Origin of the sequence: Tsukamurella pulmonis (assembly GCF_900103175.1) — a bacterium.
Taxonomy (GTDB): domain Bacteria; phylum Actinomycetota; class Actinomycetes; order Mycobacteriales; family Mycobacteriaceae; genus Tsukamurella; species Tsukamurella pulmonis.
The window spans coordinates 1,906,851-1,929,368 of record NZ_FNLF01000002.1 but is presented as its reverse complement, the minus strand read 5'-3'; the positions used below and the strand labels follow the sequence as shown (position 1 = coordinate 1,929,368).

Below are 22,518 nucleotides of genomic sequence, written 5' to 3'. Positions count from 1 at the left end.
GGCAGCCGGAGGCACCGTCGGGCTTGAAGATTTCCGCACGCCCCCCGATTCGCCTCAGCCCCACCGGAACGTACGGCGTCCCGGTGGGGCGGGCACGGATCGGGGGCGGGCGCCGCGGATCGGGTGGGGTGGGGCGAATCGGGGGGGCGACGGAGACGACTCGGGCCGGGCAGTCGCAATGACTGCCCGGCCCGATGACGTCTGCAGGAGACTAGTCCTGGCCGACCTCGAAGCGCGTGAAGGCGACGACCTTGGCGCCGGCCTCGTCCAGCACCTGCTGGACCGACTTCTTGTTGTCGGTCACCGACGGCTGATCGGGAAGGACGGTGTCCTTGTAGTACGCGATCGTCTTGCCCTCGATGATCTTCGGCAGCGCCTGCTCCGGCTTGCCCTCGGCCCGCGCGGTCTCCTCGGCGATGCGACGCTCGTTCTCGATGACGTCGGCCGGAACCTCGTCCCGGCTGGCGTACTTCGCCTTGAGCGCGGCGATCTGCATGCCGGCGCCGCGAGCGGCCTCGGCAGCGGTGTCACCCTCGCCCTCGAACGAGACCAGCACGCCCACGGCGGGCGGCAGGTCCGAGCTGCGCTTGTGCAGGTAGACGGCGACGGGGCCGTCGTAGCGCGCCACGCGGCGCAGCACGAGCTTCTCACCCAGCTTGGCCGACGCGGCCTCGATGCGGGCGGCGACGGTCTCGCCGTCGATCGTCAGGGCCTCGACGGCCTCGACGGTGGCGGCGTCCGAGGCGGCGGTGGCGGCGACGATCGCGTCGGCGAGCTGCTGGAACTCCTCGTTCTTCGCGACGAAGTCGGTCTCGGAGTTCAGCTCGATGAGCACGCCGTCCTTGGCGGCCACGAGGCCCTCGGCGGTGGAACGACCGGCGCGCTTGCCGACGTCCTTCGCGCCCTTGATGCGCAGCACCTCGACGGCCTTGTCGAAATCGCCGTCGGTCTCGGTGAGCGCGTTCTTGCAGTCCATCATCCCCGACCCGGTGAGGTCGCGGAGACGCTTGACGTCAGCGGCGGTGTAGTTCGCCATGAATTGCGGCTCCTTAGCGTTGTAGGGAAGTGCGACCGGACGCAGTTACTCGGCGGCCGGGGTCTCGGTGGCCGGAGCCTCCGTCGTGGTGGCCTCGGCGGCGGGCGCCTCGGCAGCGACGGTGGCGGACTCCAGCAGCTCCTGCTCCCACTCGGCGAGGGGCTCGCCGGCGCCGGCCTCGGGCTTGGCATCGCCGGTGGCGACGCCCGCGCGGGCCTGCACGCCCTCAGCCACGGCCGAGGCCACGACCTTGGTCAGCAGCGCAGCGGAGCGGATGGCGTCGTCGTTGCCCGGGATCGGGTAGTCGACGAGGTCCGGATCGCAGTTGGTGTCGAGGATCGCGATGACCGGGATACCCAGCTTGCGGGCCTCGCCCACGGCGATGTGCTCCTTGTTGGTGTCCACGACCCAGATGGCCGAGGGGACCTTGGCCATGTCGCGGATACCGCCGAGGGTGCGCTCGAGCTTGTTCTTCTCACGCGTGAGCATGAGGATTTCCTTCTTGGTGCGACCCTCGAAGCCACCGGTCTGCTCCATGGTCTCCAGCTCCTTCATGCGCTGAAGACGCTTGTGGACCGTCTGGAAGTTGGTGAGCATGCCGCCCAGCCAGCGCTGGTTCACGTAGGGCATGCCGACGCGGGTGGCCTCTTCGGCGATCGACTCCTGGGCCTGCTTCTTGGTACCGACGAAGAGGACGGTGCCACCGTGGGCGACGGTCTCCTTGACGAACTCGTAGGCCTTGTCGATGTAGGTCAGCGTCTGCTGCAGATCGATGATGTAGATGCCGTTGCGGTCGGTGAAGATGAATCGCTTCATCTTCGGGTTCCACCGACGGGTCTGGTGACCGAAGTGCGCGCCGCTGTCCAGCAGCTGCTTCATGGTGACGACAGCCATGATGCCTCTTTCGTAGTTGCAGTTGTTCACGCCGCGACGACCCTCGTTTCCGCTGGTCAGCGGGCGAGAGGCGATGCGCGGTGTCCTGGTGTTCCGCCGCACTGCACTCCTTCGGTGAAGGAGACCGCGCTGCACGGCAGCGCCCAGAACGAACCAGGGCGCCTCAAGGAACACGCGTAGTCACCCCGCCATAGGGACGGAGTGCAGGAACAAGTGTACGCCCACGGCGCCGACCTGCGAAATCGCCGGGATTCCGCAGGTCGGCGGCGCCGGGCGGCTAGGCGTCGACGGGATCGGCGCGACGCGACGCCGCGCGCTCCTCCCAGAAGGTCGCGTTCGTGATGCCCAGCGGGATCGGGTCGAACTGCGGGTCGATCCCCATCTTCTGCTGCCGCTCGAAGTCGCGGAGCGTCTTGAACGCGGCGTTCTGCAGGACCAGGATGCCGATGATGTTGAGCCAGGCCATCAGCCCGACGCCGAGATCGCCCATCGCCCAGGCGTCCTTGGCGGTGGAGACGGCGCCGACCGCCACCGACGCCAGGATCAGCATCTGCAGCAGCATGGTCAGGATGCGGCCGAGCGGCGCGCTGAGGACGGGGACGATCACCGTGGCCGCCCGGCCGAGCAGAAAGCGCAGGTTGGTCTCGGCCATGTAGTAGTAGGCGACGATCGTGGTGAAGCAGAAGAAGGCGAGTGAGATCGCGATGAAGCTCGCGCCCGAGCCGTTGAAGACCGTGTCGAAGCCCTGCTGCGCGTAGGCGGGCCCGACCTCGGGGTCGCCGGTGAGCGCGCCACCGTCGGCGAGCACGCGACCGGACATCGAATCCCCCTCGTAGACCCGGTACGCGCCGGTGCTCAAGATGATGAACGCGGTGGCGGAGCAGACGAACAGCGTGTCCACGTAGACGGCGAAGGCCTGCGCGAGCCCCTGCTTGGCGGGGTGGCTCACCTCGGCGGCCGCGGCGGCGTGCGGGCCGGTGCCCTGCCCGGCCTCGTTGGAGTAGACGCCGCGCTTGACTCCCCACATGACCGCGGTGCCGATGAGCGCGCCGAAGCCGGCGGAGAGATCGAAGGCCTCGCGGACGATGAGCTCGATGACGCCGGGGATCGCGCCGGCGTTGAAGGCCATGATGATCAGGGCGGCGGCGATGTAGAGGATCGCCATGAACGGCACCACGATCGACGCGAAGGTGGCGATCCGCTTGACGCCGCCGATGATGACGAAGGCCAGCACGATGACGGTGCCGATGGCGGCCACCCAGGGCTCGATCCCCCAGGCGCTCTCCATCGCCGTCGCCATCGAATTGGCCTGCACCATGGGCATCAGCAGGCCGCAGGCCAGCACCGTGACGGCCGCGAAGATCAGTCCGTAGACGTTGCCCACCACGGCGTACTTGCCGTGGGCGAGCGCGCGCCGGAAGTAGTACGCGGGCCCGCCGCGATACTCCCCCGTCAGCTTGTCGCGCTCCTTGTAGATCTGGCCCAGCGTGCACTCGACGTAGGAGGTGGAGGCGCCGAGGAAGGCCATCACCCACATCCACAGCACGGCGCCCGGACCGCCGAAGGCGATCGCGGTGGCCACGCCGGCGATGTTGCCGGTGCCGACCCGCCCGGCGAGCGAGATGGCGAGCGCCTGGAAGGAGCTCACGCCCGACGCCGATTTCTCGCCGTGGATGAGTTGTCCCAGCATGGCGGGGATCTGGCGCACCTGCACCAGGCGGGAGCGGATCGAGAAGTACACGCCCACCCCGAGGCACAGGTAGATCAGCGCGGGGCTCCACACGTACTCGTTCAAGGTGGTCAGCAGGTCGGACATGGAGCAACTTTAAAGGCCTCCCCAACGCTGCGGAGCACAACGGCGATCACCGTTGACACGAATGTCACCGGGCCGCAACACCGCGCCGCCCGGTCAGGTCGCGAACAGCTCGTCCAGGTGGCGATCGACCGCGGCGAGTGCATCGTCGGCGGTGATGACCCCCAGCTCGAGCAGGGGCGTCAGGCCGGTCAGCGCGAGCACCCGGTCCGTCTCGGTCGACGGTGCGCGACCGGCCGCGATCTGTCCGTCGTCGATCGCCTGTCGGAGGAGTTCCTCGACCTGCGCGCGCCCCTGCAGCATGCCGTCGCGCGTGCGGGTGCGCACGGACTCGTCGTGCAGCGCCTCGAGGACGTAGGCGGCGCTCATCCGGCTGGTCGCGCGGGCGTCCTCGTGCAGCGGCAGCATCTCGATGACGGTGAGCCGCAGGATGTCCCGCGGGTGCGGATCGGGGCCGAGTCGGGCGATCCCTTCCGCGACCCGTGCAGCCGTCCGCTCGGCGGCGAGGTCCATCGCGAAGGTGAGGAGCTCCTGCCGGGAGGCGAAGTAGTGCTGGAGCTGGCCGTGCGACATCGCGGCCTCCTTCGCCACCTCGCGCAGGCTCAGCCGCTGCACGCCGGAGCGCTCCACGACTCGCCACAGCGCCCGGGCGATCTCCTCGCGGCGCTCCTGGTGATCGACCTGTTTCGGCACGTCGCCCCTCACTCTTTCTAATACACTTGAAATAATACACCTGGCTGATAACGTGAGGTGCACGACGCGCCACAGAGAGGTGATCGATATGCGCGCACATCCCCGAGTCCGCACCGCGGAGGGCGTCGTCGAGGGCCGTCGGCTCGGCGGCACCCTCGCCTTCCGCGGTATCCCCTACGCGCAGCCACCGGTCGGGGCGTTGCGCTTCGCCGCGCCGGCACCGGTCCCCCACTGGGACGGGGTCCGGTCCGCGGCCGAGTTCGGGCCCCCGCCGCCGCAATCGGGGCCGGGTCCGAAGGCCGGGGCGTCGGACGACGCGAACTGGCTCACCGTCGGCGTGTGCGCACCGGACACCGGCGCGTCCGAACTGCCCGTGCTGGTGTGGATCTCCTGCGGCGGCTACATGGCGGGCACCGCGGCCGATCCGATGTTCGATCCCACCGCGCTCGCCCTCGAGGGCCTCGTGGTCGTGATCGTCCAGTGCCGGATGGGGGCCGAGGGCTTCGCGCTGCTGGACGGCGCACCGTCGAACCGGGGGCTGCTCGACCAGATCGCCGCGCTCGAGTGGATCCGGCGCAACATCGCCGCGTTCGGCGGCGACCCCGAGGCGGTCACGATCGCCGGCACGTCGGGCGGCGCCGGATCCGTCGCCGCCCTGCTCACGATCCCGCACGCGCGAACGCTGTTCCGCCGGGCCATCACCCACTCCGTCCCCGGACTGAACATCACCCCGGCGCTGGCGAGGGAGGTGACGGCCGCGCTCGCGGAGCGTCTCGGCGTCGCGCCGACCGCGGCGGGGTTCGCAGACGTCCCGCCGCAGCGCCTCGCCGAGGAGGTCACCGCCCTCTGCGCAGACTCCCCCGCGCACCGTGAGCGATGGGGCCGCCTCGCCCACCTGGGTATCGTCGTCTGCCCGGTCATCGACGACGACCTGCTGCCGCAGACCCCGTGGGAGGCGCTGACCGACGGGAACGCCGCGGGCATCGATCTGCTCGTCGGTCACATGCGCGACGAGTTCCGGCTGTTCAGCGTGATGATCGGAGTGCGCGGCACGTTCACCGAGGAGGACGCAGCCACGGCGCTGGAGGTGTTCGCGCCCGGCGATCCGGCCGAGTACCGCGCCGCGTACCCGGACGCGGCGGCCGACGAGATGGTGGAGATCGTGTACTCGGACGCCACCTTCCGCATGCCGTCGGCCCTACTCGCCGAGGCGAACGCCGCCGCTGGCGGCATCTCGCACCTGTTCGAGATCCGCTGGGAGACCGAGGAGTTCGGCGCCGGCCACAGCATCGACGTCCCGCTCGCCTTCGGAACCCTCGCGAGCCCCACCGGCGTCCTGTTCTTCGGCGAGGACGCCGCGCCCGCGCTGCGGGCGCTCTCGGACGAGGTACGCAGCGCGTGGGTGCGCTTCTGCCGCACGGGCGATCCCGGATGGGCCCGCTACGAGGCGGAGCGCCGCAGTACGCGCCTCCTCGACGCGGCCTCGACGACGGCGCCCTATCCCGAGGAGCGTTCGCGCCGCATCTGGGACGGCCGCCCGCCGGCGCCGTTCGCGCCGGCCTGAGCACAGCACCCTGCGCGGGGCGGACGCCGCCCTGCAGGCCCTGTTGCGCGACTCAGGCGGGTAGCCGCGCGGCGAGGCCGTCGAGCACCAGCCGCACGGCGTCGTCGAAGCGTTCGCCCGGCGGCCCCCAGGCGGTCGGCCCGGCCTGCGCCGCGAGTGGGTGCGTGCGCGTGCCGATCGCCTCCGCGCGGGCCGTCGGGTCGTAGCCGTCGGTCGGCGTACCGTCGGCGCCGAAGACCTCCTGCTCCTCGATGACGAAGCCGACCACGAGGTCGCGCAGGCTCGCCAGCGCGAGGGCGGCGTCGCGCAGCGGGAACCCGGCGTCCACGAGCAGGCGCAGCGGCCGCTCGCTCGCGCGCACCACTTCCACATCCGTGAACTTCGTGCCGCTGAAGACCCGCGCACCGTCGGTGTGCGCACGCAGCACGGAGCGCAGCCGGCGGGCGCCGTCGAGCAGTTCGGCGCGCCAGTCGACGGCGGGCGGCCCGACGGGCAGTGCGCGGCGCATGAGTTCGGTGGCCATCTCGTCGAGCAGGTCGCGCTTGGAGGCGACGTGCCAGTACAGGGCGGGCGCCTTGACCTCGAGGCGGTCGGCGATCCGGCGCAGGGTCAGCCCCTCGACGCCGACCTCGTCGAGCACGGCCAGCGCCGCCGTCACCACATCCGCACGCGTGAGTCCCACGCACCCAGCTTAACGCTGTTAAGGTGGACATCGATTTAACACCGTTAAGGAGATGTCATGCAGGCCGCACTCGCCACCTACGCCGCGACCCCCGTCTGGGCCGACGCGCCCGCCGTCGCCACGGATCCGGGGCTCGTCCCCGTCACGATGCGCGCCGTCGCGCTGCACAACCTCGCGCGCGGCATCGCCGACGGGCGGCACTACGCCTCGCCGCCGGCGCCCGGATTCGTGATCGGGGTCGACGGCGTCGGGGTCACCGACGACGGCCGCCGGGTCTACGTCTCCGCGCCGGGCACTGCGGCGCCACGGATCGCCGTCCCTGAATCAGCCCTGGTCGACGTGCCGGACGCGCTCGACGACCTCCAGGCGGCGGCCGCGATGAACGCCGTCATGTCCTCGTGGATGGCGATGACGGTCCGCGTCCGGGTGCGGCCGGGACAGACGGTGCTGGTGCTCGGCGCGACGGGCGGCTCGGGGCGACCCGCGGTGGCGCTGGCGCGTCGTCTCGGGGCGCGGGTGATCGCGGCGGGACGGAACACGGCCGTGCTGAGCACGGTCGGGGCGGACGCGACCATCGATCTGCGCGCCCCCGAAGAGGACATCGCCGCGGCGCTGCGCGCCGAGAAGATCGATGTGGTGTTCGACTACCTGTGGGGCAGGCCCGCGGAGCTGACTCTGGCCGCGCTCGAGAAGCGCGGGCCGTCGCAGTTCGTGCAGATCGGCACGATGGCGGGCACGGAGATCGCTTTGCCCGGCGCGCTGCTGCGCTCGACCGACATCCGCCTGCTGGGCAGCGGATTCGGATCGTTCACCGCGGAGGAGGTGGTCGCCGCGCGGCCGTCGATCCTCGCGACCGCCGTCGATCTCGGGATCGAGATCGACGTCACCGCCGTGCCCGCGGAGTCCGTCGCCGAGGTCTGGCGGGCGGACACCGCGGGCCGGCGGGTGGTGCTCACGCTGTAGCGGACACCTTCGCCCCGGCGTCCGCGGCGTCCGCGGCTTCGTCGGCCGACTCGTCGGCGTAGACGTCCTTGCGCGGCGCGTTGTAGGCCTCCTCGTCGAGGATGCCCTCCTGCTTGGCGACGATCGTCGGCACCAGCGCCTGGCCGGTCACGTTGAGCGCGGTGCGGCCCATGTCGACGATCGGCTCGACGGCCAGCAGCAGGCCGACGCCCGCGAGCGGCAGGCCGAGCGTCGACAGGGTCAGCGTCAGCATGACCGTCGCGCCGGTCGTTCCCGCCGTGGCGGCCGAACCGATCACCGAGACGATCACGATGAGCAGGTAGTCCGTGAGGCCGAGCGGGACGTGGAAGAACTGCGCGACGAAGATCGCCGCGATGGCCGGGTAGATCGCGGCGCAGCCGTCCATCTTGGTGGTCGCGCCGAGCGGGACGGCGAACGACGCGTACTCGCGCGGCACGCCGAGGTTGCGCTCGGTGACGCGTTCCGTGACGGGCAGGGTGCCGATGGAGCTGCGGGAGACGAAGCCGAGCTGCGCCGCGGGCCACACGCCGCTGAAGAACTGCTTGACCGACAGGCCGTGCGCCTTGACGATCAGCGGGTACACGATCAGGCCGACGATCAGCAGGCCCAGGTAGATCGCGCCCGTGAAGACGCCGAGCGAGCCGATCGCGTCCCAGCCGTACGTCGCGACCGCGGTGCCGATGAGCGCGGCGGTGCCGATCGGTGCCAGGCGGATGATCCACCACAGCACCTTCTGGATGATCGCGAGCAGCGAGGCGTTGAACGCGATGAAGGGCTCGGCCTTGTCGCCCACCTTGAGCGCGGCGATACCGATCGCGGCAGCGACGACGAGCACCTGCAGCACGTTGAAGCTCAGCGAGACGGACCCGTCGGAGGCCTTGGCCTGCAGGCCGAGGAAGTTCGACGGGACCAGACCGGTCAGGAAGGCCCACCAGGAGCCGGTGCTCGACGGTGCCTTGCCGTCACCGGTGACGGTGGTGTGCGCGCCGGGCTGCAGCACCAGGCCGAGGATGATGCCGATGATCACCGAGATGAAGGCGGTGATCGCGAACCACAGCAGCGTCTTGCCCGCCAGCCGCGCCGCGTTGGTCACGTTGCGCAGGTTGGCGATCGAGGCGATGACGGCCGTGACCACGAGCGGCACGACGGCCACGGTGAGCAGCTTGACGTAGCTCGAACCGATGGTCTTGAGCGTGCCGACCAGCCAGTTGACGTTGCCGTCGGCGGCCGGGGCCATGCTGCGGGCGAGCAGGCCCAGCAGCACGCCGGCGACGAGGCCGACGATGATCTGGAAGCCGAAGTTCTTCAGCAGCGGCGGGATACGAGAGGGCTTCTGCGCAGGGGTGGCGGCAGAGGACGACATGGTCGTGTCCTTAGGTAGGAGCGCCCGGATGTGGGCGGAGAAGACGTGCGGAAAGGGACGGATCAGCGGCGACAGAGCGCGCTGGCCGTCTGCACCTGGTCGACGAACCGCCGACTCGTGAGGAGGCACTGCACCCCGAGGATGCTACGCCTGACCGCGGAACCGTCGGACCACGACCCGTGCGGGGCGCACCGAACGCCCGGGCACGCTCAGCCCCGGCGCCAGGACCGCCTCGACGGTGCGGTCCTCGCCGGCGTCGGCGGCGTCGACCACGTCCGCAGCCTCCATCACGGCCGCGTCGAAGACGTCGCCGACGGCGGGCACCACGACCGTGCCGCCGCGCCCCACGAGCAGGCGCTCGACGCGCGCGGCGACGGCGGCGAACGCCGCGCGCTCGCGCTCGGATCCGGCGGTGTCCGCGCACGCCGTCACCTCGCCCAGGAGGGCGAACAGCTCGACGACGAGCGGCAGGTCGGCACCGGCCCGATCGCGGGCCGCGCGGGCCTGCTCGGCGTCCGCCAACCGCTCGACGGTGCCGGCCTGCCGCGCCAGGATCCGGGCCAGGTCCTGTACCTGTTCCGCCAGTCGGTCACCGTCGGATCCGGAGGGCGTCGCGACCTCGTCAGCGCTCATGCTCACCCACCCTAGCGAGCGCCTGTGCGCTGCTAATATCCCCGCCATGGGGGTCTACGGAATCGACCTGGGCACGACCAATTCGGCGATCGCGCGCATCGGCGCCGACGGGCGTCCCGAGATCGTCCGGGGGCTCGGCGGAGAGGCGACGGTGCCCTCCGTGGTCCTGTTCGCCTCCTCCTACGACCACCTCGTCGGCGAGGGCGCGCGGCGCCAGGCCCGGCTCGATCCCGAGCACGTGTGCAGCCTCGTCAAGCGCCGGATGGGCGACTCGCAGTGGCGCTTCCGCGCGTACGGCGAGACCTGGTCGGCCCCGGCGGTCTCGGCCCTGATCCTCAAGTCCCTCGCGGGCGACGTCGCGTTCAGCGGCGGCGAGCCCGTGCACCGCACGGTGATCACCGTGCCCGCCTACTTCGGCGACGAGGAGCGCCGCGCCACCATCCAGGCCGGCGCGTACGCGGGCTTCGACGTGGCCGGGGTGCTGTCCGAGCCGATCGCGGCGGCCCTCTCGTACGGCTTCGGCCGGCTCGACGGCGGCCTCGACACCGGCAAGGGCGCGCCGCGCGAGACGGTGCTGGTCTACGACCTGGGCGGCGGCACCTTCGACGCCACCGTCATCGAGCTCGCCGACCGCCGCATCTCCGTCCTCGCGGTGGAGGGCGATCACCAGCTCGGCGGCGCCGACTGGGACGAGCGCCTCGCGCTGCACCTCGCGCAGCGCTTCTGCGAGGCCAACCCGGACGCGGAGGACCCGCTCGACGATTCCGCGGGCTCGCAGTCGCTGGTGCTCGCCGCCGAACAGGCCAAGCACGAGCTGACGCTCGCCGAGCGCACCGAGGTGGTGATCGCGCACGACGGTGCCCGCGCCGTCGTCCCGCTCACCCGCGCCGAGCTCGAGGAGATGACGGCCCCGCTGTTGCGGCGCACCGTCGACCTGGCCCGGGACTGCCTGAAGACGGCGGAGAAGCGGGGCGTGCACACGATCGACCGGCTGCTGCTCGTCGGCGGGTCCTCGCGGATGTCGGCCGTCGCCCGCGCGCTGCGCGAGCAACTCGGCCTCGACGGCGAGCTGCACGACCCGGACCTCGCGGTGGCCCGCGGCGCGGCGCTGTACGGCGAGAAGCTGGAGATGGAGCGCCTCGTGGCGGCCGACCTGGTGACCCGCGGGCTCCTGCCCGACGGCGCTCCCCCGCTGCACGCGCCGGCGGCGGAGCTGGAGAACTCGATCGCCCGCGTCGCCGCGTCCTTCCAGCAGCCGGTCTCGATGGTGCGCCGGATGCTGGAGATCCAGGTCGACACGGTGATCTCCCGCGGCTTCGGCGTGCTGGCGGTGCACGATCACGGCGACCTCGGGGTCACGTGGCTCGTGGAGCGCAACCAGACTCTGCCGGTGCGCGTGCGCCGCTCCTTCGGCACGATGCGCGAGGACCAGCAGCAGATCGAGATCACCGTCGTCGAGCAGCAGGGCCAGATCGCCTCGCAGCGCCTCGGTGACGCGAAGCTGTTGGTGGAGGGCACGATCCGAGACATCCCGCCCGGCTACCCCGCGGGCAGCGAGGTGCGCATCACCTTCGAGATGGGCTTCGACGGGGTGCTGCACGTGACGGCGCACCACGTCGAGGCGGACCTGCCGCTCACGCTCTCCGCCCAGACCGGCGCGATGCTCTCGCAGGCCGACGTCGAGCGCGAGCTCGGCCAGGTGCAGCGCTCCCGACGGCGCGACTGAAGGGAGGCACCGACGATGACGCCGATGACGCCGTTCGATCCCAACGGCTATCGCAAGCGGGTGCTCGCCGACGTCGCGCGACGCGGCGGCCCCGAGCACGCCGACGCCTTCGAGCTCTACGACCTGCCGCTCGACGGGGCCGATCCCACCGACGCCGAGGTCGCGGTCCGGCTCGACGAGGTGTGGGGCTTCTGGCAGCGCCAACGCGACCACCCGAAGTACCGCACCCTGGTCGCGCGGCTCGTCGACGAGCACGAGCAGCGCAGCGCCCCACTGCGATCCGCCGCGAGTCGAGCGGCCGAGGCCGCCCGGGTGCGCGCCGAGCGGGAACAGCGGGACGCCGCGCGGTACGAGATCCTCGACACCGCGATCGCACGGCTCGTCGAGCGGCACGGCGGGGTGCCCGCGGCGAAGGTCGCCGGCCTCGAGGAGGTGGGCGCGCTGGGCGGCCTCACGCCGGCCGAGGTCGCGACCCGGCTCCGGCGCCATCGGGTGCTCGCCGGCGACGTCCCCGCGTCGGACCCCGCGCTCGCGGGCCTGACCCCGCAGCGCCGCACGCAGATCCGTTCCCTGCTCACCGAGTGGGGCGAGCTGTGCGGCGAGCGCGTACCGAGCCTGTTCTCCCTCCTCGGTCTCGGCACCGCCGACGCGCACGACGTGGTGGAGATACGCGACCGCGCCGAGATCCTGCACCGCCGCGCGCGGCAGATGCCTCCCGGCCGCAGCCGCGCGGTCCTCGACGAGCTGGGCGTGCACGTCCGCGAGGTGCTCGCCACCGGCGGCCCGCTCGCCGACGCGTACGCGCGCGCCGTCATCGAGGACGCCACGGAGGCGCTGCGACCCAAGGTCCGCGCCGCGATCCTCATCGAGGACCGGCTCGTCGGCCCCGACTACGAGTACCTCGCCGGCGAGGGCGAGGAGCTCGGCCTGGACCGCATCACCGCCGAGCGGGTGCTCGCGGACCTGGCCGCCGAGTACGGCGGCGGGGTAGGGAACGCCGCTCCCGCCGCTGCGCCCTCGGCGCGACCCGCTCCCGCCGCCCCGCGCGCCTGGGAGGCGCCGCTCAGGGCCGCCCGCGCGGCGCTGCGCCGGGGCCGCCCGGCAGAGGCGGCGCGCCTGGCCGCGGAGGCGGCCGGCCTCGATGACGGCACGGCCGGTGCTCAGGTGCGCACCGTCGCCGACGAGGCGCGACGCGTTCTCGACGACGCCGCGGCCCTGTGGCGCGAGGTCGCCGCGGCGCGCGCGGCGGGTCGGCCCTCCGACGCCGCCCGCGCCCTCGCCCGACTGCAGCGCGGCGCGCTGGACGCTCCCCCGCCGCCCGGCCAGCCGCCGCTGCTGGAGGCCATCGACGAGGCCCGCGGCGCGCAGGCGGGCGCACCGAATCCCGGGCCGGGCGCCACGCCGGCGTCGCCCACCACGGCGCCCGCGCCGCCCACGGCCGTCACCGCCCGCCAGGCCGACGGTGCCGTCCTGGTCACCTGGGACTCCGCGCATCCGGATGCGTCCTTCAAGGTCAGCAGGCAGGGGCCCGACGGCGGTTGGACCGTGGTCGGCCGCACCCGCGAGCGACGGCTCGAAGACGGCGGCGCACCCCGCCGCGCGGTGCCGGTCTACGCCGTGGTCGCGGTCGTCGACGGCGTCCCGTCGGCCGAGGCCCGCTCGGATGCCCGTCGCTCCCCCGCGCCGGTCCCCGCTCCCGCGAGCACGCCGTCCGCGCCGGTGTCCGTCCCGCCACCCGCCCCGCCGGAGCCGGTCCCCGCGGGCGACTTCCCGCCGATCGCGAACGTCGCGCTGCGCGGCGACCGACTGGTCTTCGACTGGCCCCCGGACATCACCGAGGCGTACGTCACGGCGCGGGTGGGCGGGCCGCCGCGCTCGCCCGTCGATGCGACGGCGCGGGCCTGGAAAGTGACCAACACCCGGTATCAGATCGACGGCGGCGCGGTCCTTCCCGCGGATCTGCCCCGCCCCGCCCATGTCGCGGTCGCCGCCTGCCGCCGGGCACCGGACGGGGCGCTGCTGATCGCGCCGGATTTCGCCCCGACCGCGCACCTGCGGTTGGATTGAGGGGTGACACGACCCAGCGCAGACTCCCGAGGAAACCTGCGGCTGGCCCTGATCCTGGGCTCGCTGTCGGCGTTCGGTCCCATCACGACCGACCTCTACCTCCCCGCACTCCCCGCGGCGGCCGCAGACCTCGGCGCCTCGCAGCCGGCGATCCAGGCGACGCTCACCGCCTGCCTGATCGGCCTCGCCGTCGGGCAGATCTTCGTCGGCCCGCTCTCGGACTCGATCGGCCGGCGCCGCCCGATGATCGTCGGCATGGCGCTGTTCATCGTCAGCTCGCTGCTGTGCGCCGTCGCCCCGTCGGTGTACCTGCTCGACGTCGCGCGGCTGCTGCAGGGCGCCGCGGGCGCCGCCGGAATCGTGTTGAGCCTGGCCATCGTCCGGGACCTGTTCGACGGTGTCGCCGCGGCCCGGATGATCGCGGCGCTGATGGCCGTCGGCGGCGTGGCCCCGATCATCGCTCCCCTCGCGGGGGCGCAGTTGCTGCGGTTCATGGACTGGCGCGGCCTGTTCGTCGTGCTCGCCGTCCTCGGTGTCGCTCTGCTCACCATCGCCGCCGCGAAGGTCCCGGAGACCCTGCCGGCCGCGGACCGTCGACCGGTGGGCTGGGCGGCGGTGGCGAGCGGTTTCGCCTCGCTGGCCCGTGATCGCCGATTCGTGGCACTCACCCTGACCGGCGGCCTGGCCTTCGCCGCGATGTTCGCCTACATCTCCACGTCCGCCTTCGTCTTCCAGAGTCACTACGGCTACTCCGAGTCGGAGTTCAGCATCGTCTTCGCCGTGAACGCGGTCGGGTTACTCGCCACCAATCTGATCGGCGGTCGTCTCGTGGGGCGGGTGCCGGTCGCCACGCTGGTGCGGATCGGGCTGGCCGGCATGGTGATCGGCGCCGTGGCTTCGCTCGGCTCCCTCGCCGCGGACAACCCGCCGCTGGTGATCGTCTCCCTGTTCGTGACCGTGTCCAGCCTCGGCCTGGTCATGCCGACGGTCGCCGCGCTGGCCCTCGACGACCACGGGAATCTGGCGGGCACCGCCTCGGCCGCACTCGGAGCGGCACGCATGGTGCTCGGCGGCGTGGCGGCGCTGTTCGCCGGGATCGGTGGGAACCCCGTGGTGCTCGGCACGGTGATGGTGCTCTGCGCGGCCGGTGCCGCGCTGGCGTTCGCGATCGCCAAGCGGACGCCAAGCGCGAACCGGTAACGTGGCCGACATGACCGATTCAGTGTCCCGAAGCTACCGTTCGCTGCCCGGAATCAGTACTCGCGCGTGGGAGCATCCCGCGGATCGCGCCGCCCTGGTCGCACTGCGCAACCTCAAGGGCTTCGACACCGTGCTCAAGGCGATCTCCGCGCTGCTGCGCGAGCGCCAGCACCGGCTGCTGTTCCTCGCCTCCGGCGTGCGGGTGGACGACCGGCAGTTCCCACACCTGCACGCCCTGCTCGAGGACTGCGTGCGCGTCCTCGACGCCCCGTCGACGCCCGAGCTCTACGTCGTGCAGGATCCGACGGTCAACGCGATGACGATCGGCATGGACCGGCCGTTCATCGTGATCAACACGGGCCTGCTGGATCTGCTCGACGAGGAGGAGCAGCGCTTCGTCGTGGGCCACGAGCTCGGACACGCCCTGTCCGGACACGCGGTGTACCGCACCATGCTCATGCACCTGCTGCGGCTGGCCGGCAGTTTCGGCTGGGTGCCGATCGGCGGCTGGGCGCTGCGCGCGATCGTCGCGGCGCTCATGGAGTGGCAGCGCAAGTCCGAGCTGTCGGGTGATCGCGCGGGTCTGCTGTGCGTGCAGGATCCCGACGTCGCCATGCGGGTGCACATGAAGACCGCCGGCGGCACGAAGCTCTCCGAGATGGACACGCAGCGCTTCCTGGCCCAGGCCGCCGAGTACGAGCGCACGGGCGACCTGCGCGACGGTGTGCTCAAGCTGCTCAACCTCGAACTGCAGTCGCATCCCTTCTCGGTGCTGCGCGCGGCGGACCTGAACCGCTGGGTCGAGCGCGGCGACTACGGCCGGATCGTCGGCGGTGACTACCCGCAGCGCGCCGACGACGACAAGGCCAGCGCGGCCGAGGAGTTCAGGTCCGCGGCCCGCGGGTACAAGGACGGCTTCGACGCCTCCGCCGATCCGCTGATCACCACCCTGCGCGACTTCGGTTCGTCCGCGGTCAACACCGTCGGCCAGGGCGTCACCGACGTCGCGACGGGCGTCGGCCGCAAGATCGACGAGTGGCGCCGCAACGCGGCGCGCAAGCACGACGAGGACGAGTGAGCACTCCCCCGTCGCCCGGGGAGGACGACGGGCCCGAGCCCGAGGTCGCACCCGAGCCGGGCGGCGCGCCGACGCACCCGGACGATGCCCTCTCCGGCCGCGACGACACCGCCTCCGAAGCCCCGGCCGAGGCGGTGCCGCTGAGCCGACGACCCGCCGTGCTCACGCTCCTCGCCCTCGTCGTGGTGTGCGTCCTCGGCAGCCTGCTGATGCGCTGGATGAACGGTTGGCTCAACCAGACCTCGGTGTTCTACGTCGGCCTTCCCGCGCTGCTGGCCGCGATGCTGGTGATCTCCCGCCCGTCGACCAGCGCCTCCGGCATCGTGTTCAAGGGCACCACGATGTTCCTCCTCGTCGCCGCGATCTTCGCCGGTGAGGGCGTGGTCTGCGTGCTGTTCGCCGCGCCGCTGGTCTACGCGGTAGCGCTCCTGGTCGCGGCGCTGGTCAAGGCCGTCCGCGCCGGCACGCGGAGCGCGCGCGCCGTCGCCGCGCCGGCCCTGCTCCTCGTGCTCGCGTCCGCGGAGGGCGCCGTCCCTGCACTCACCCTGCCCGCCGAGAACACCGTCGTCGCCGAGCGGGTCGTGGCGGCGACGCCCGAGCAGGTCGCGGCCGCCGTCGCCGCGCCACTGCGGTTCGGCGAGCCCACAGGCCTGCTCGCGCTCGGCTTCCCCCGCCCGCTCGAGGACCACTCCGAGGGCGTCGCGCCCGGCGATGCGCGGCACATCCTCTTCAGCGGCGCGCCGGAGCGCGCCGCGCCGCTGCACGGGCACCACTGGGGCACGGCACCGTCGACCCTGACGCTGCGCGTCACGGCCTCCGACGCGCGCTCGGTGACCTACGCGGCCGAACACGACGCCACCCCGATCGCGACGTGGCTCGCCTGGCGCGCGTCGACGGTGCGCTGGGCGCCCGTGGACGGCGGGACCCGGGTCACCTGGTCGCTCACCTTCGACCGGCGCCTGGCGCCCGCGGCGTACTGGACCCCGCTCGAGCGCACCGTCGTGCAGCGCGCGGCGCAGTACCTCATCGGCTCACTCGCCCTGCCGAACTGACGTGGAAACGACCGTCCCACTGGAGATCCTGCGCCCCGCCGTGGCGCTGGTCCCCTGGTTGCTCGCACTGGCCGCGGCGATGACGGCGAATCGGCCGCGGAAGGCGGGCGCGGCGTTGGCGGCGCTGTGGAACGCGGTGACACTGGTCGCGGTGAACGCGGTCGCCGTGAGCGCCGGGTGGTGGTCCTTCGGCACGCCGGCGCATCCCGTCACCGGAACGACCTGGTCGGGCGTGCCGATCGACGTGGTGCTCGGGTGGGCGGTCCTGTGGGGTGCGGTGCCCGTGCTGCTCGGCTCGATCGTGCGGCCGGCGCTGACCGCGGCGGTCCTCGTCGCCGGGGACCTGCTCGCCATGGCCTCCCTGCGGCCGCTCGTCGTACTCGAACCGGACTGGCTGTGGGGTGAGGCTCTCGCGGTGGCGCTGGCCCTCGTGCCGGGTGTGCTGCTGGGCGAGCTCACGGCCCGCGGCCGTGCGGTGCGCGCGCGGTCGTGGCTGCAGACGGCGCTGTTCACCGCGATCCTGACCTGGTGCCTGCCGAGCATCGCGCTGGCCTTCGCGGACCGGAGCTGGGGCGAGGCCCTCGCGGCATGGCCCAGGACGGTGCTGTCGCTGGCGATCCAGGCCGGAGTGCTGTGCGCGATCGTCGCGCAGCGCGCGGTCGCGGAGTTCGCCGAGCACGGCGGCACGCCCTTCCCGTGGGACCCGCCCGCGCGCCTGGTGCGGACAGGGCCCTACGCCTACCTCGCGAACCCCATGCAGACGGCGGCGACGGCGATCCTGGTGGTCGAGGCTGCCGCGCTGCGCGAGTGGCGCCTCGCCGCGGCCGCGTTGGTCGCCGTCGCCTTCGCCGCCGGCCTCGCGGCCCGGCACGAGGACGGCGAGCTCGCCCGGCGGTTCGGCGCGCCGTGGCGCGATTACCGCCGCTCAGTACCGGTCTGGCGGCCGCGCTCGCGCCCGGTCGACGGTGGCGGGGCCGCCGAGCTGTGGATCTCGGCGACCTGCACAGTGTGCGCCCCTGTCGGGGCGTGGTTCGCCCGGCGGGCGCCGGAGCAGCTGCGGATCCGGGCCGCCGAGGATCATCCCGCGGGCCTGCGCCGGGTGCACTACGCGCGGATCGCCGCGGACGAAGGAGCCGTGACGGATTCGGGTCTCGCGGCGGTCGGCCGCGGCCTCGAACACCTGGGGCTCGGGTGGGCGCTCGTGGGGTGGGTACTGCGGGCGCCCGTGCTCGCACCACTGCTGCAGGTCACTGTCGATGCGCTGGGCGGCGGGCCCCGGCGCCTCCCGGGGGACAGTCGCGCGTAGGCCCCCGGCGGGACGGGCCGCGCCGGCTCTGTCAACCCCCTGTGGAAACACCCGATTCATCCACAGGCGGCACCGGCGGCGCGGTTCCCGGTCCCCGGCGTGCGGCACCGTCGGGACATGCGCACCCTGTTCCGCTCCGTCCTGGCCCTGCTCGCCGTCCTCACGGCGAGCGCACCATCGGTCTCGGCGGCGGGTGACTACGACTGGCCGCTGGATCCGCGCCCAGCGGTGGCCCGGCTGTTCGCGAACCCGGAGAAGCGGTGGCAGCCCGGGCATCGCGGCGCCGACCTGGCCGCCGCACCCGGGCAGAGCGTGTACGCCGCCGGCGCCGGGCGCGTGCACTACGTGGGCCGCGTCGACGATCGCGTCGTGGTGTCGGTGCTGCACCCGAACGGCCTGCTCACGACCTACGAGCCGATCGAGGAGCCCACGGTGCGCGCCGGCGACGAGGTGGGGCGGGGTTCGCCGCTCGGGCGGGTGGCGGCGGGCCACGATGGCTGCCCGGCGGCCGCGTGCCTGCACTGGGGCCTGCGCCGGGGCTCGGGCCGCGCCGCGCAGTACTTCGACCCGCTGCTGCTCGTGGGTGCCGCGCCCGTGCGGCTGCTGCCGGACGCCACGGGATGAATCGGACCCGATCGCCGCGCCGCCGCGCGCCGCCCGGCGCAGAATGCGACGATTCCTCCCGTGACGGACGCGAGCAGGCCAGAATCGACCACGGACGACGCGAAGGCTCAACGGCTTGAGGAGGCACAGACGATCGCCTACCCGAGCGGTTCCACGCGGCGCTCCCGCACGGCCCCGCAGGAGGATCCCACGCTGGTGGTGCTCTTCGGGGCCACCGGCGATCTGTCGCGGCGCAAGCTGCTCTGCGGCCTCGGCTATCTCGCGGTCTCCGGTCTGGCACCGGACATGCGGGTCATCGGCACCAGCCTCGACGACATGACCGACGAGCAGTTCCGCGTCTTCGCCAAGAAGGCGATCGACGAGCTCGGCGCCCGCAAGCTGACCGACGAGCAGTGGGAGCGGTTCGCGCCGAAGCTCTCCTACGTCAACACGTCGGCCGGCCCCGAGGCGCTGGCGGCGGCCGTCGCGGCCAAGGAACAGGAGCTCGCGGACGACGAGACGCAGGGCGACCGGGAGCGGGTGCGCCGGCTGTACTACCTGAGCGTGCCGCCCAAGGCCGCGACCAAGGTGATCGAGACGCTGAACACGGCGGGCCTCGTCGAGCGCTCGCGGGTGATCATGGAGAAGCCCTTCGGCGAGGACCTGGAGTCGGCACTGGCCCTCAACGACGAGGTGCACAAGACCTTCAAGGAGAAGCAGATCTTCCGGATCGACCACTTCCTCGGGAAGGAGGCGGCGCAGAACATCCTGGCCTTCCGGTTCGCCAACGGTCTGTTCGAGCCGATCTGGAACCGCAACTTCATCGACCACGTGCAGATCGACATCCCCGAGTCGCTGGGTCTCGACGCCCGCGCCGCGTTCTACGAGCCGACCGGCGCGTACAAGGACATGGTGGTCACGCACCTGTTCCAGGTGATGGCCTTCGTCGCGATGGAGCCGCCGACGGCCCTGGAGCCGCGCGCGATCTCGGAGGAGAAGAACAAGGTCTTCCGCTCGCTCGAGCCGATCCGGCCCGACGACGTGATCCGCGGCCAGTACGCCGGGTACCGGCAGGAGAAGGGCGTCGATCCCGAGTCCGACACCGAGACCTTCATCGCACTCAAGGCGCGGATCGACAACTGGCGCTGGGCGGGAGTGCCCTTCTACCTGCGCACGGGCAAGAAGCTGGCCCAGGGCATGCGGATCATCTCGATCGCCTTCAAGGAGGCGCCGAAGTCGATGTTCCCCGCCGGCTCCGGCATCGGCCAGCAGGGTCCGGACCACCTCACCTTCGACCTCGCCGACGAGTCCAAGGTGTCACTGTCGTTCTACGGCAAGCGTCCCGGGCCCGGCATGCGACTGTCGAAGCTGTCGATGCAGTTCTCCACCGAGGACACCGAGCAGGCCGATGACGTGCTCGAGGCCTACGAGCGCCTCATTCTCGACGCGATCAACGGCGATCACACGCTGTTCACCACCGCCGAGGGCATCGAATCGCTGTGGGAGCGGTCGATCCCGCTGCTCGACGATCCGCCGCCGGTGCGCTCGTACGAGCCGGGCTCGTGGGGCCCGAACTCGATCCACCAGCTGATCGCCCCGAACGCCTGGCGCCTGCCCTTCGAGCGCAACTGGCGCGACTAGCACGTCACGCCCGCTTCACGGCGCCGCCCGGCAGGGCGAGGTCGGCGGCGAGCCCGGCGCGGATCGCCGGCCCGAGCAGGCGAGAGGCGCCTTCGCGCGGCAGATCCGCGATCGCACCGGCGAGGTCCGGCAGCCGCGCGTGATCGCCCTGGGCCACGGCGCGGGCGGCGATCAGGGCGGCGAGCCGGTGCGTGTCGAGCGCGCTGTGGCCGGTGTCTGCGAGCGGCACCAGCACCCCGTCGGGCAGCAGCGCCACGGTGCGCTCGGCGACCGGCCGCGGAGTGCGCAGGTCGCGTTCGCCCGAGACGACGGCGGTGGGCCACGTGAAGCCGGGCAATCGAGCCGGGAGATCCTCGGGCTCGCCGTGGAACGCGGGAGCGCGGTCGCGGACGAAGGCCGCCTGCGGATCCAGCGGCAACCCGTCCGGCGCGTGCGAGGCTCCGAGCTCACCGTGGGCGATGCCCTCGACCAGATCGGGCTCGATCACGAAACGCCTACCGGATCCGCTTGTCTCCTCGCCCCCGAGCTCCACGAGCCGACGCCACACCCGCACTCCCCTGCCCTGTGCCCGTGCGCGCAGCAGCCGCGCCAGGACCGCGGGGCCGCTGAACTCGTAGACCACCTGCGCGACGTGCCCGATCTCGTCGACCGGCACGGTTCCGTCCTCGATCAGGGCACGGATCAGGCCGGGGAGCCGGCCGGAGCCGGTCAGCAGCAGTGCGCGGCGGTGGGCCCGCGTCAGGGCCAAGTCGCCTTCGACGTCGAGCACGGTGGAGTCGAGCACCATCCCCGCGACGCGCTGCGGGTGCCGCGCGCCGAAGACCTGGGCGAGCGAGGTGCCGTACGAACAGCCGTAGATCACGGCGCGCTCGATGCCGGCGTGGTCGAGCACGGCGGCCAGATCGTCGACGACCGCCGCGATGGTGACGGACGCGCGCGGCAGGTCCGCTCCGTCCACGTCCAGGCGGGAGAGCCCGACACCGCGGTGCTCCATCATCACCACGTCGAAGCCGCGCGCCGCGGCTCGACGACGGAAGCCGCGGTACGGCACGAGTGAACCCAGTCCCGGGCCACCGGGCAGCACGACCAGCGGAATCGGGTTCGACGGGGCCGGACGGGCGTAGGCGATGTCGACGAAGGTGTCGCCGGCTGGACGGCGGATCCGGCCGCCCGCTCCTCGGCGAGTCTCCGATTCGGCCACCGCGTGCAAACCTGTGGGGCGCATGGCCCCACCGTACGGACGGCGGCTCAGGCGCGCGGGTGCGCCTGCTCGTGCGCGGCGCGCAGGCGGGCGACGGAAACGTGGGTGTAGAGCTGGGTGGTCGCCAGCGACGAGTGGCCGAGGAGCTCCTGCACGACGCGCAGGTCCGCGCCGCCGTCGAGCAGATGGGTGGCGGCGGTGTGCCGCAGCCCGTGCGGGGCGACCTCGCGCCCGCCCGGCACCGATCCCGTGACCTGATGCACGACGGTGCGCGCCTGCCGCGGGTCGAGCCTGCCGCCGCGCGCCCCGAGGAACAGGGCCGGGCCGGAGCGTTCCGTCACCAGCGCGGGCCGCGCCTCGTCGAGCCACCGTCGCAGGGCGGCTGCGGCGGGCGCCCCGAAGGGAACGGTCCGCTCCTTGTTCCCCTTGCCGATCACGGTCAGCACGCGCCGGCCGTGGTCGACGGAGCCGAGGTCGAGTCCGCACAACTCGCTCACGCGGATCCCCGTGGCGTACAAGGTCTCCGCGATCGCGAGGTCGCGGACGGCGAGCGGATCGCCCTCCGCGGCGCCGGAGGCGGCATTGCGCAGGGCCTGCCCGGCGTCGTCGGACGAGAGGACCGCCGGCAGGGTGCGGTGCGCGCGCGGCGCCTTGAGCCGGACGCCGAGGTCCTCCGCGAGGTGGCCGCGCCGGGCGGCCCACGCCGTGTAGGTGCGGGCGGACGAGGCCTGACGCGCAAGGGTGGTCCGGGCGGCCCCGGCCGCGGCCCGCTCCCCCAGCCAGGCCCGCAGCGTGGCCAGGTCCAGACGGTCCGCCGGCACCCCGCGCTCCGCGGCGAACGCGAGCAGGGCGGTCAGATCAGCGAGGTAGGCGCGCACGGTGTGTTCGCTGCGGCCGCGTTCGAGCCGCAGGTACCGCTCGTACTCCTCCAGCGCCTCGCTCACACCCCCAGCGTAAGCCGCGCCCGATCGGACACGGTGAT

19 protein-coding genes are annotated in these 22,518 nt (G+C 72.6%); 10 read left to right on the top strand and 9 right to left on the bottom strand.

Going from position 1 to position 22,518, the window contains the following annotated elements:
* Positions 1-211: 211 nt before the first annotated feature.
* The 4 genes from tsf to BLQ62_RS09480 all read right to left on the bottom strand — a co-directional run bounded on the left by tsf (position 212) and on the right by BLQ62_RS09480 (position 4,436).
* On the bottom strand, positions 212-1,036 hold the full coding sequence (gene tsf, locus BLQ62_RS09495; protein ID WP_068565738.1) for a translation elongation factor Ts: 825 nt from the start codon (positions 1,034-1,036) through the stop codon (positions 212-214).
* A gap of 45 nt (positions 1,037-1,081) precedes the next feature.
* Positions 1,082-1,930 carry a 30S ribosomal protein S2 gene (rpsB, locus tag BLQ62_RS09490; protein WP_068565739.1) on the bottom strand — a complete coding sequence of 283 codons (849 nt, stop codon included), beginning with the start codon at positions 1,928-1,930 and terminating at the stop codon, positions 1,082-1,084.
* A 277-nt stretch (positions 1,931-2,207) separates the two neighbouring features.
* Positions 2,208-3,746, bottom strand: a complete 1,539-nt coding sequence (locus tag BLQ62_RS09485) for an alanine/glycine:cation symporter family protein (protein WP_068565741.1) — start codon at positions 3,744-3,746, stop codon at positions 2,208-2,210.
* Positions 3,747-3,839: 93 nt separating this feature from the next.
* Complete coding sequence (locus BLQ62_RS09480) at positions 3,840-4,436, bottom strand: TetR/AcrR family transcriptional regulator (protein WP_068565743.1); 597 nt, start codon at positions 4,434-4,436, stop codon at positions 3,840-3,842.
* Between the two features lie 88 nt (positions 4,437-4,524).
* Here BLQ62_RS09480 and BLQ62_RS09475 point away from each other — a divergent pair, with 88 nt between their 5' ends.
* Entirely contained in the window at positions 4,525-6,000 is a 1,476-nt protein-coding gene (locus tag BLQ62_RS09475; protein ID WP_068566314.1) for a carboxylesterase/lipase family protein, read from the top strand.
* Positions 6,001-6,052: 52 nt separating this feature from the next.
* On the opposite strand, the gene BLQ62_RS09470 is transcribed toward BLQ62_RS09475, so the two are convergent.
* Complete coding sequence (locus BLQ62_RS09470) at positions 6,053-6,682, bottom strand: TetR/AcrR family transcriptional regulator C-terminal domain-containing protein (RefSeq protein WP_068565745.1); 630 nt, start codon at positions 6,680-6,682, stop codon at positions 6,053-6,055.
* A gap of 57 nt (positions 6,683-6,739) precedes the next feature.
* Between BLQ62_RS09470 and BLQ62_RS09465 the strand changes: the two genes are divergently transcribed.
* Complete coding sequence (locus tag BLQ62_RS09465) at positions 6,740-7,645, top strand: zinc-binding dehydrogenase (RefSeq protein WP_068565747.1); 906 nt, start codon at positions 6,740-6,742, stop codon at positions 7,643-7,645.
* On the opposite strand, the gene BLQ62_RS09460 is transcribed toward BLQ62_RS09465, so the two are convergent.
* Positions 7,635-9,029 carry a dicarboxylate/amino acid:cation symporter gene (locus BLQ62_RS09460; RefSeq protein ID WP_068565748.1) on the bottom strand — a complete coding sequence of 465 codons (1,395 nt, stop codon included), beginning with the start codon at positions 9,027-9,029 and terminating at the stop codon, positions 7,635-7,637. The genes BLQ62_RS09465 and BLQ62_RS09460 overlap by 11 nt on opposite strands.
* Before the next feature lie 144 nt (positions 9,030-9,173).
* Complete coding sequence (grpE, locus tag BLQ62_RS09455; RefSeq protein WP_068535956.1) at positions 9,174-9,662, bottom strand: nucleotide exchange factor GrpE; 489 nt, start codon at positions 9,660-9,662, stop codon at positions 9,174-9,176.
* Between the two features lie 46 nt (positions 9,663-9,708).
* Between grpE and BLQ62_RS09450 the strand changes: the two genes are divergently transcribed.
* The 8 genes from BLQ62_RS09450 to zwf all read left to right on the top strand — a co-directional run bounded on the left by BLQ62_RS09450 (position 9,709) and on the right by zwf (position 20,335).
* Positions 9,709-11,388, top strand: a complete 1,680-nt coding sequence (locus tag BLQ62_RS09450; RefSeq protein WP_068565750.1) for an Hsp70 family protein — start codon at positions 9,709-9,711, stop codon at positions 11,386-11,388.
* Between the two features lie 24 nt (positions 11,389-11,412).
* Positions 11,413-13,455 (top strand): hypothetical protein, encoded by a 2,043-nt coding sequence (locus tag BLQ62_RS09445; RefSeq protein WP_115391371.1) that lies wholly within the window; start codon positions 11,413-11,415, stop codon positions 13,453-13,455.
* A 3-nt stretch (positions 13,456-13,458) separates the two neighbouring features.
* On the top strand, positions 13,459-14,655 hold the full coding sequence (locus BLQ62_RS09440) for a multidrug effflux MFS transporter (RefSeq protein ID WP_068535551.1): 1,197 nt from the start codon (positions 13,459-13,461) through the stop codon (positions 14,653-14,655).
* Between the two features lie 10 nt (positions 14,656-14,665).
* Positions 14,666-15,733, top strand: a complete 1,068-nt coding sequence (locus BLQ62_RS09435) for a M48 family metallopeptidase (RefSeq protein ID WP_068535958.1) — start codon at positions 14,666-14,668, stop codon at positions 15,731-15,733.
* Positions 15,730-16,785, top strand: a complete 1,056-nt coding sequence (locus BLQ62_RS09430) for an SRPBCC family protein (RefSeq protein ID WP_068565754.1) — start codon at positions 15,730-15,732, stop codon at positions 16,783-16,785. Before BLQ62_RS09435 ends, BLQ62_RS09430 begins: the two co-directional genes overlap by 4 nt.
* Before the next feature lies 1 nt (position 16,786).
* Positions 16,787-18,091 (top strand): methyltransferase family protein, encoded by a 1,305-nt coding sequence (locus BLQ62_RS09425; RefSeq protein WP_068565755.1) that lies wholly within the window; start codon positions 16,787-16,789, stop codon positions 18,089-18,091.
* A 117-nt stretch (positions 18,092-18,208) separates the two neighbouring features.
* Entirely contained in the window at positions 18,209-18,715 is a 507-nt protein-coding gene (locus BLQ62_RS09420; RefSeq protein ID WP_068565757.1) for a M23 family metallopeptidase, read from the top strand.
* A gap of 60 nt (positions 18,716-18,775) precedes the next feature.
* Positions 18,776-20,335 (top strand): glucose-6-phosphate dehydrogenase, encoded by a 1,560-nt coding sequence (gene zwf, locus BLQ62_RS09415; protein ID WP_082756487.1) that lies wholly within the window; start codon positions 18,776-18,778, stop codon positions 20,333-20,335.
* A 4-nt stretch (positions 20,336-20,339) separates the two neighbouring features.
* Here zwf and BLQ62_RS09410 read toward each other — a convergent pair whose 3' ends face one another.
* Positions 20,340-21,560, bottom strand: coding sequence for an alpha/beta hydrolase (locus BLQ62_RS09410; protein WP_068565759.1), 1,221 nt, complete (start codon positions 21,558-21,560; stop codon positions 20,340-20,342).
* A gap of 23 nt (positions 21,561-21,583) precedes the next feature.
* Positions 21,584-22,480 (bottom strand): tyrosine recombinase XerC, encoded by an 897-nt coding sequence (locus BLQ62_RS09405; RefSeq protein ID WP_068565761.1) that lies wholly within the window; start codon positions 22,478-22,480, stop codon positions 21,584-21,586.
* Positions 22,481-22,518 lie beyond the last annotated feature (38 nt).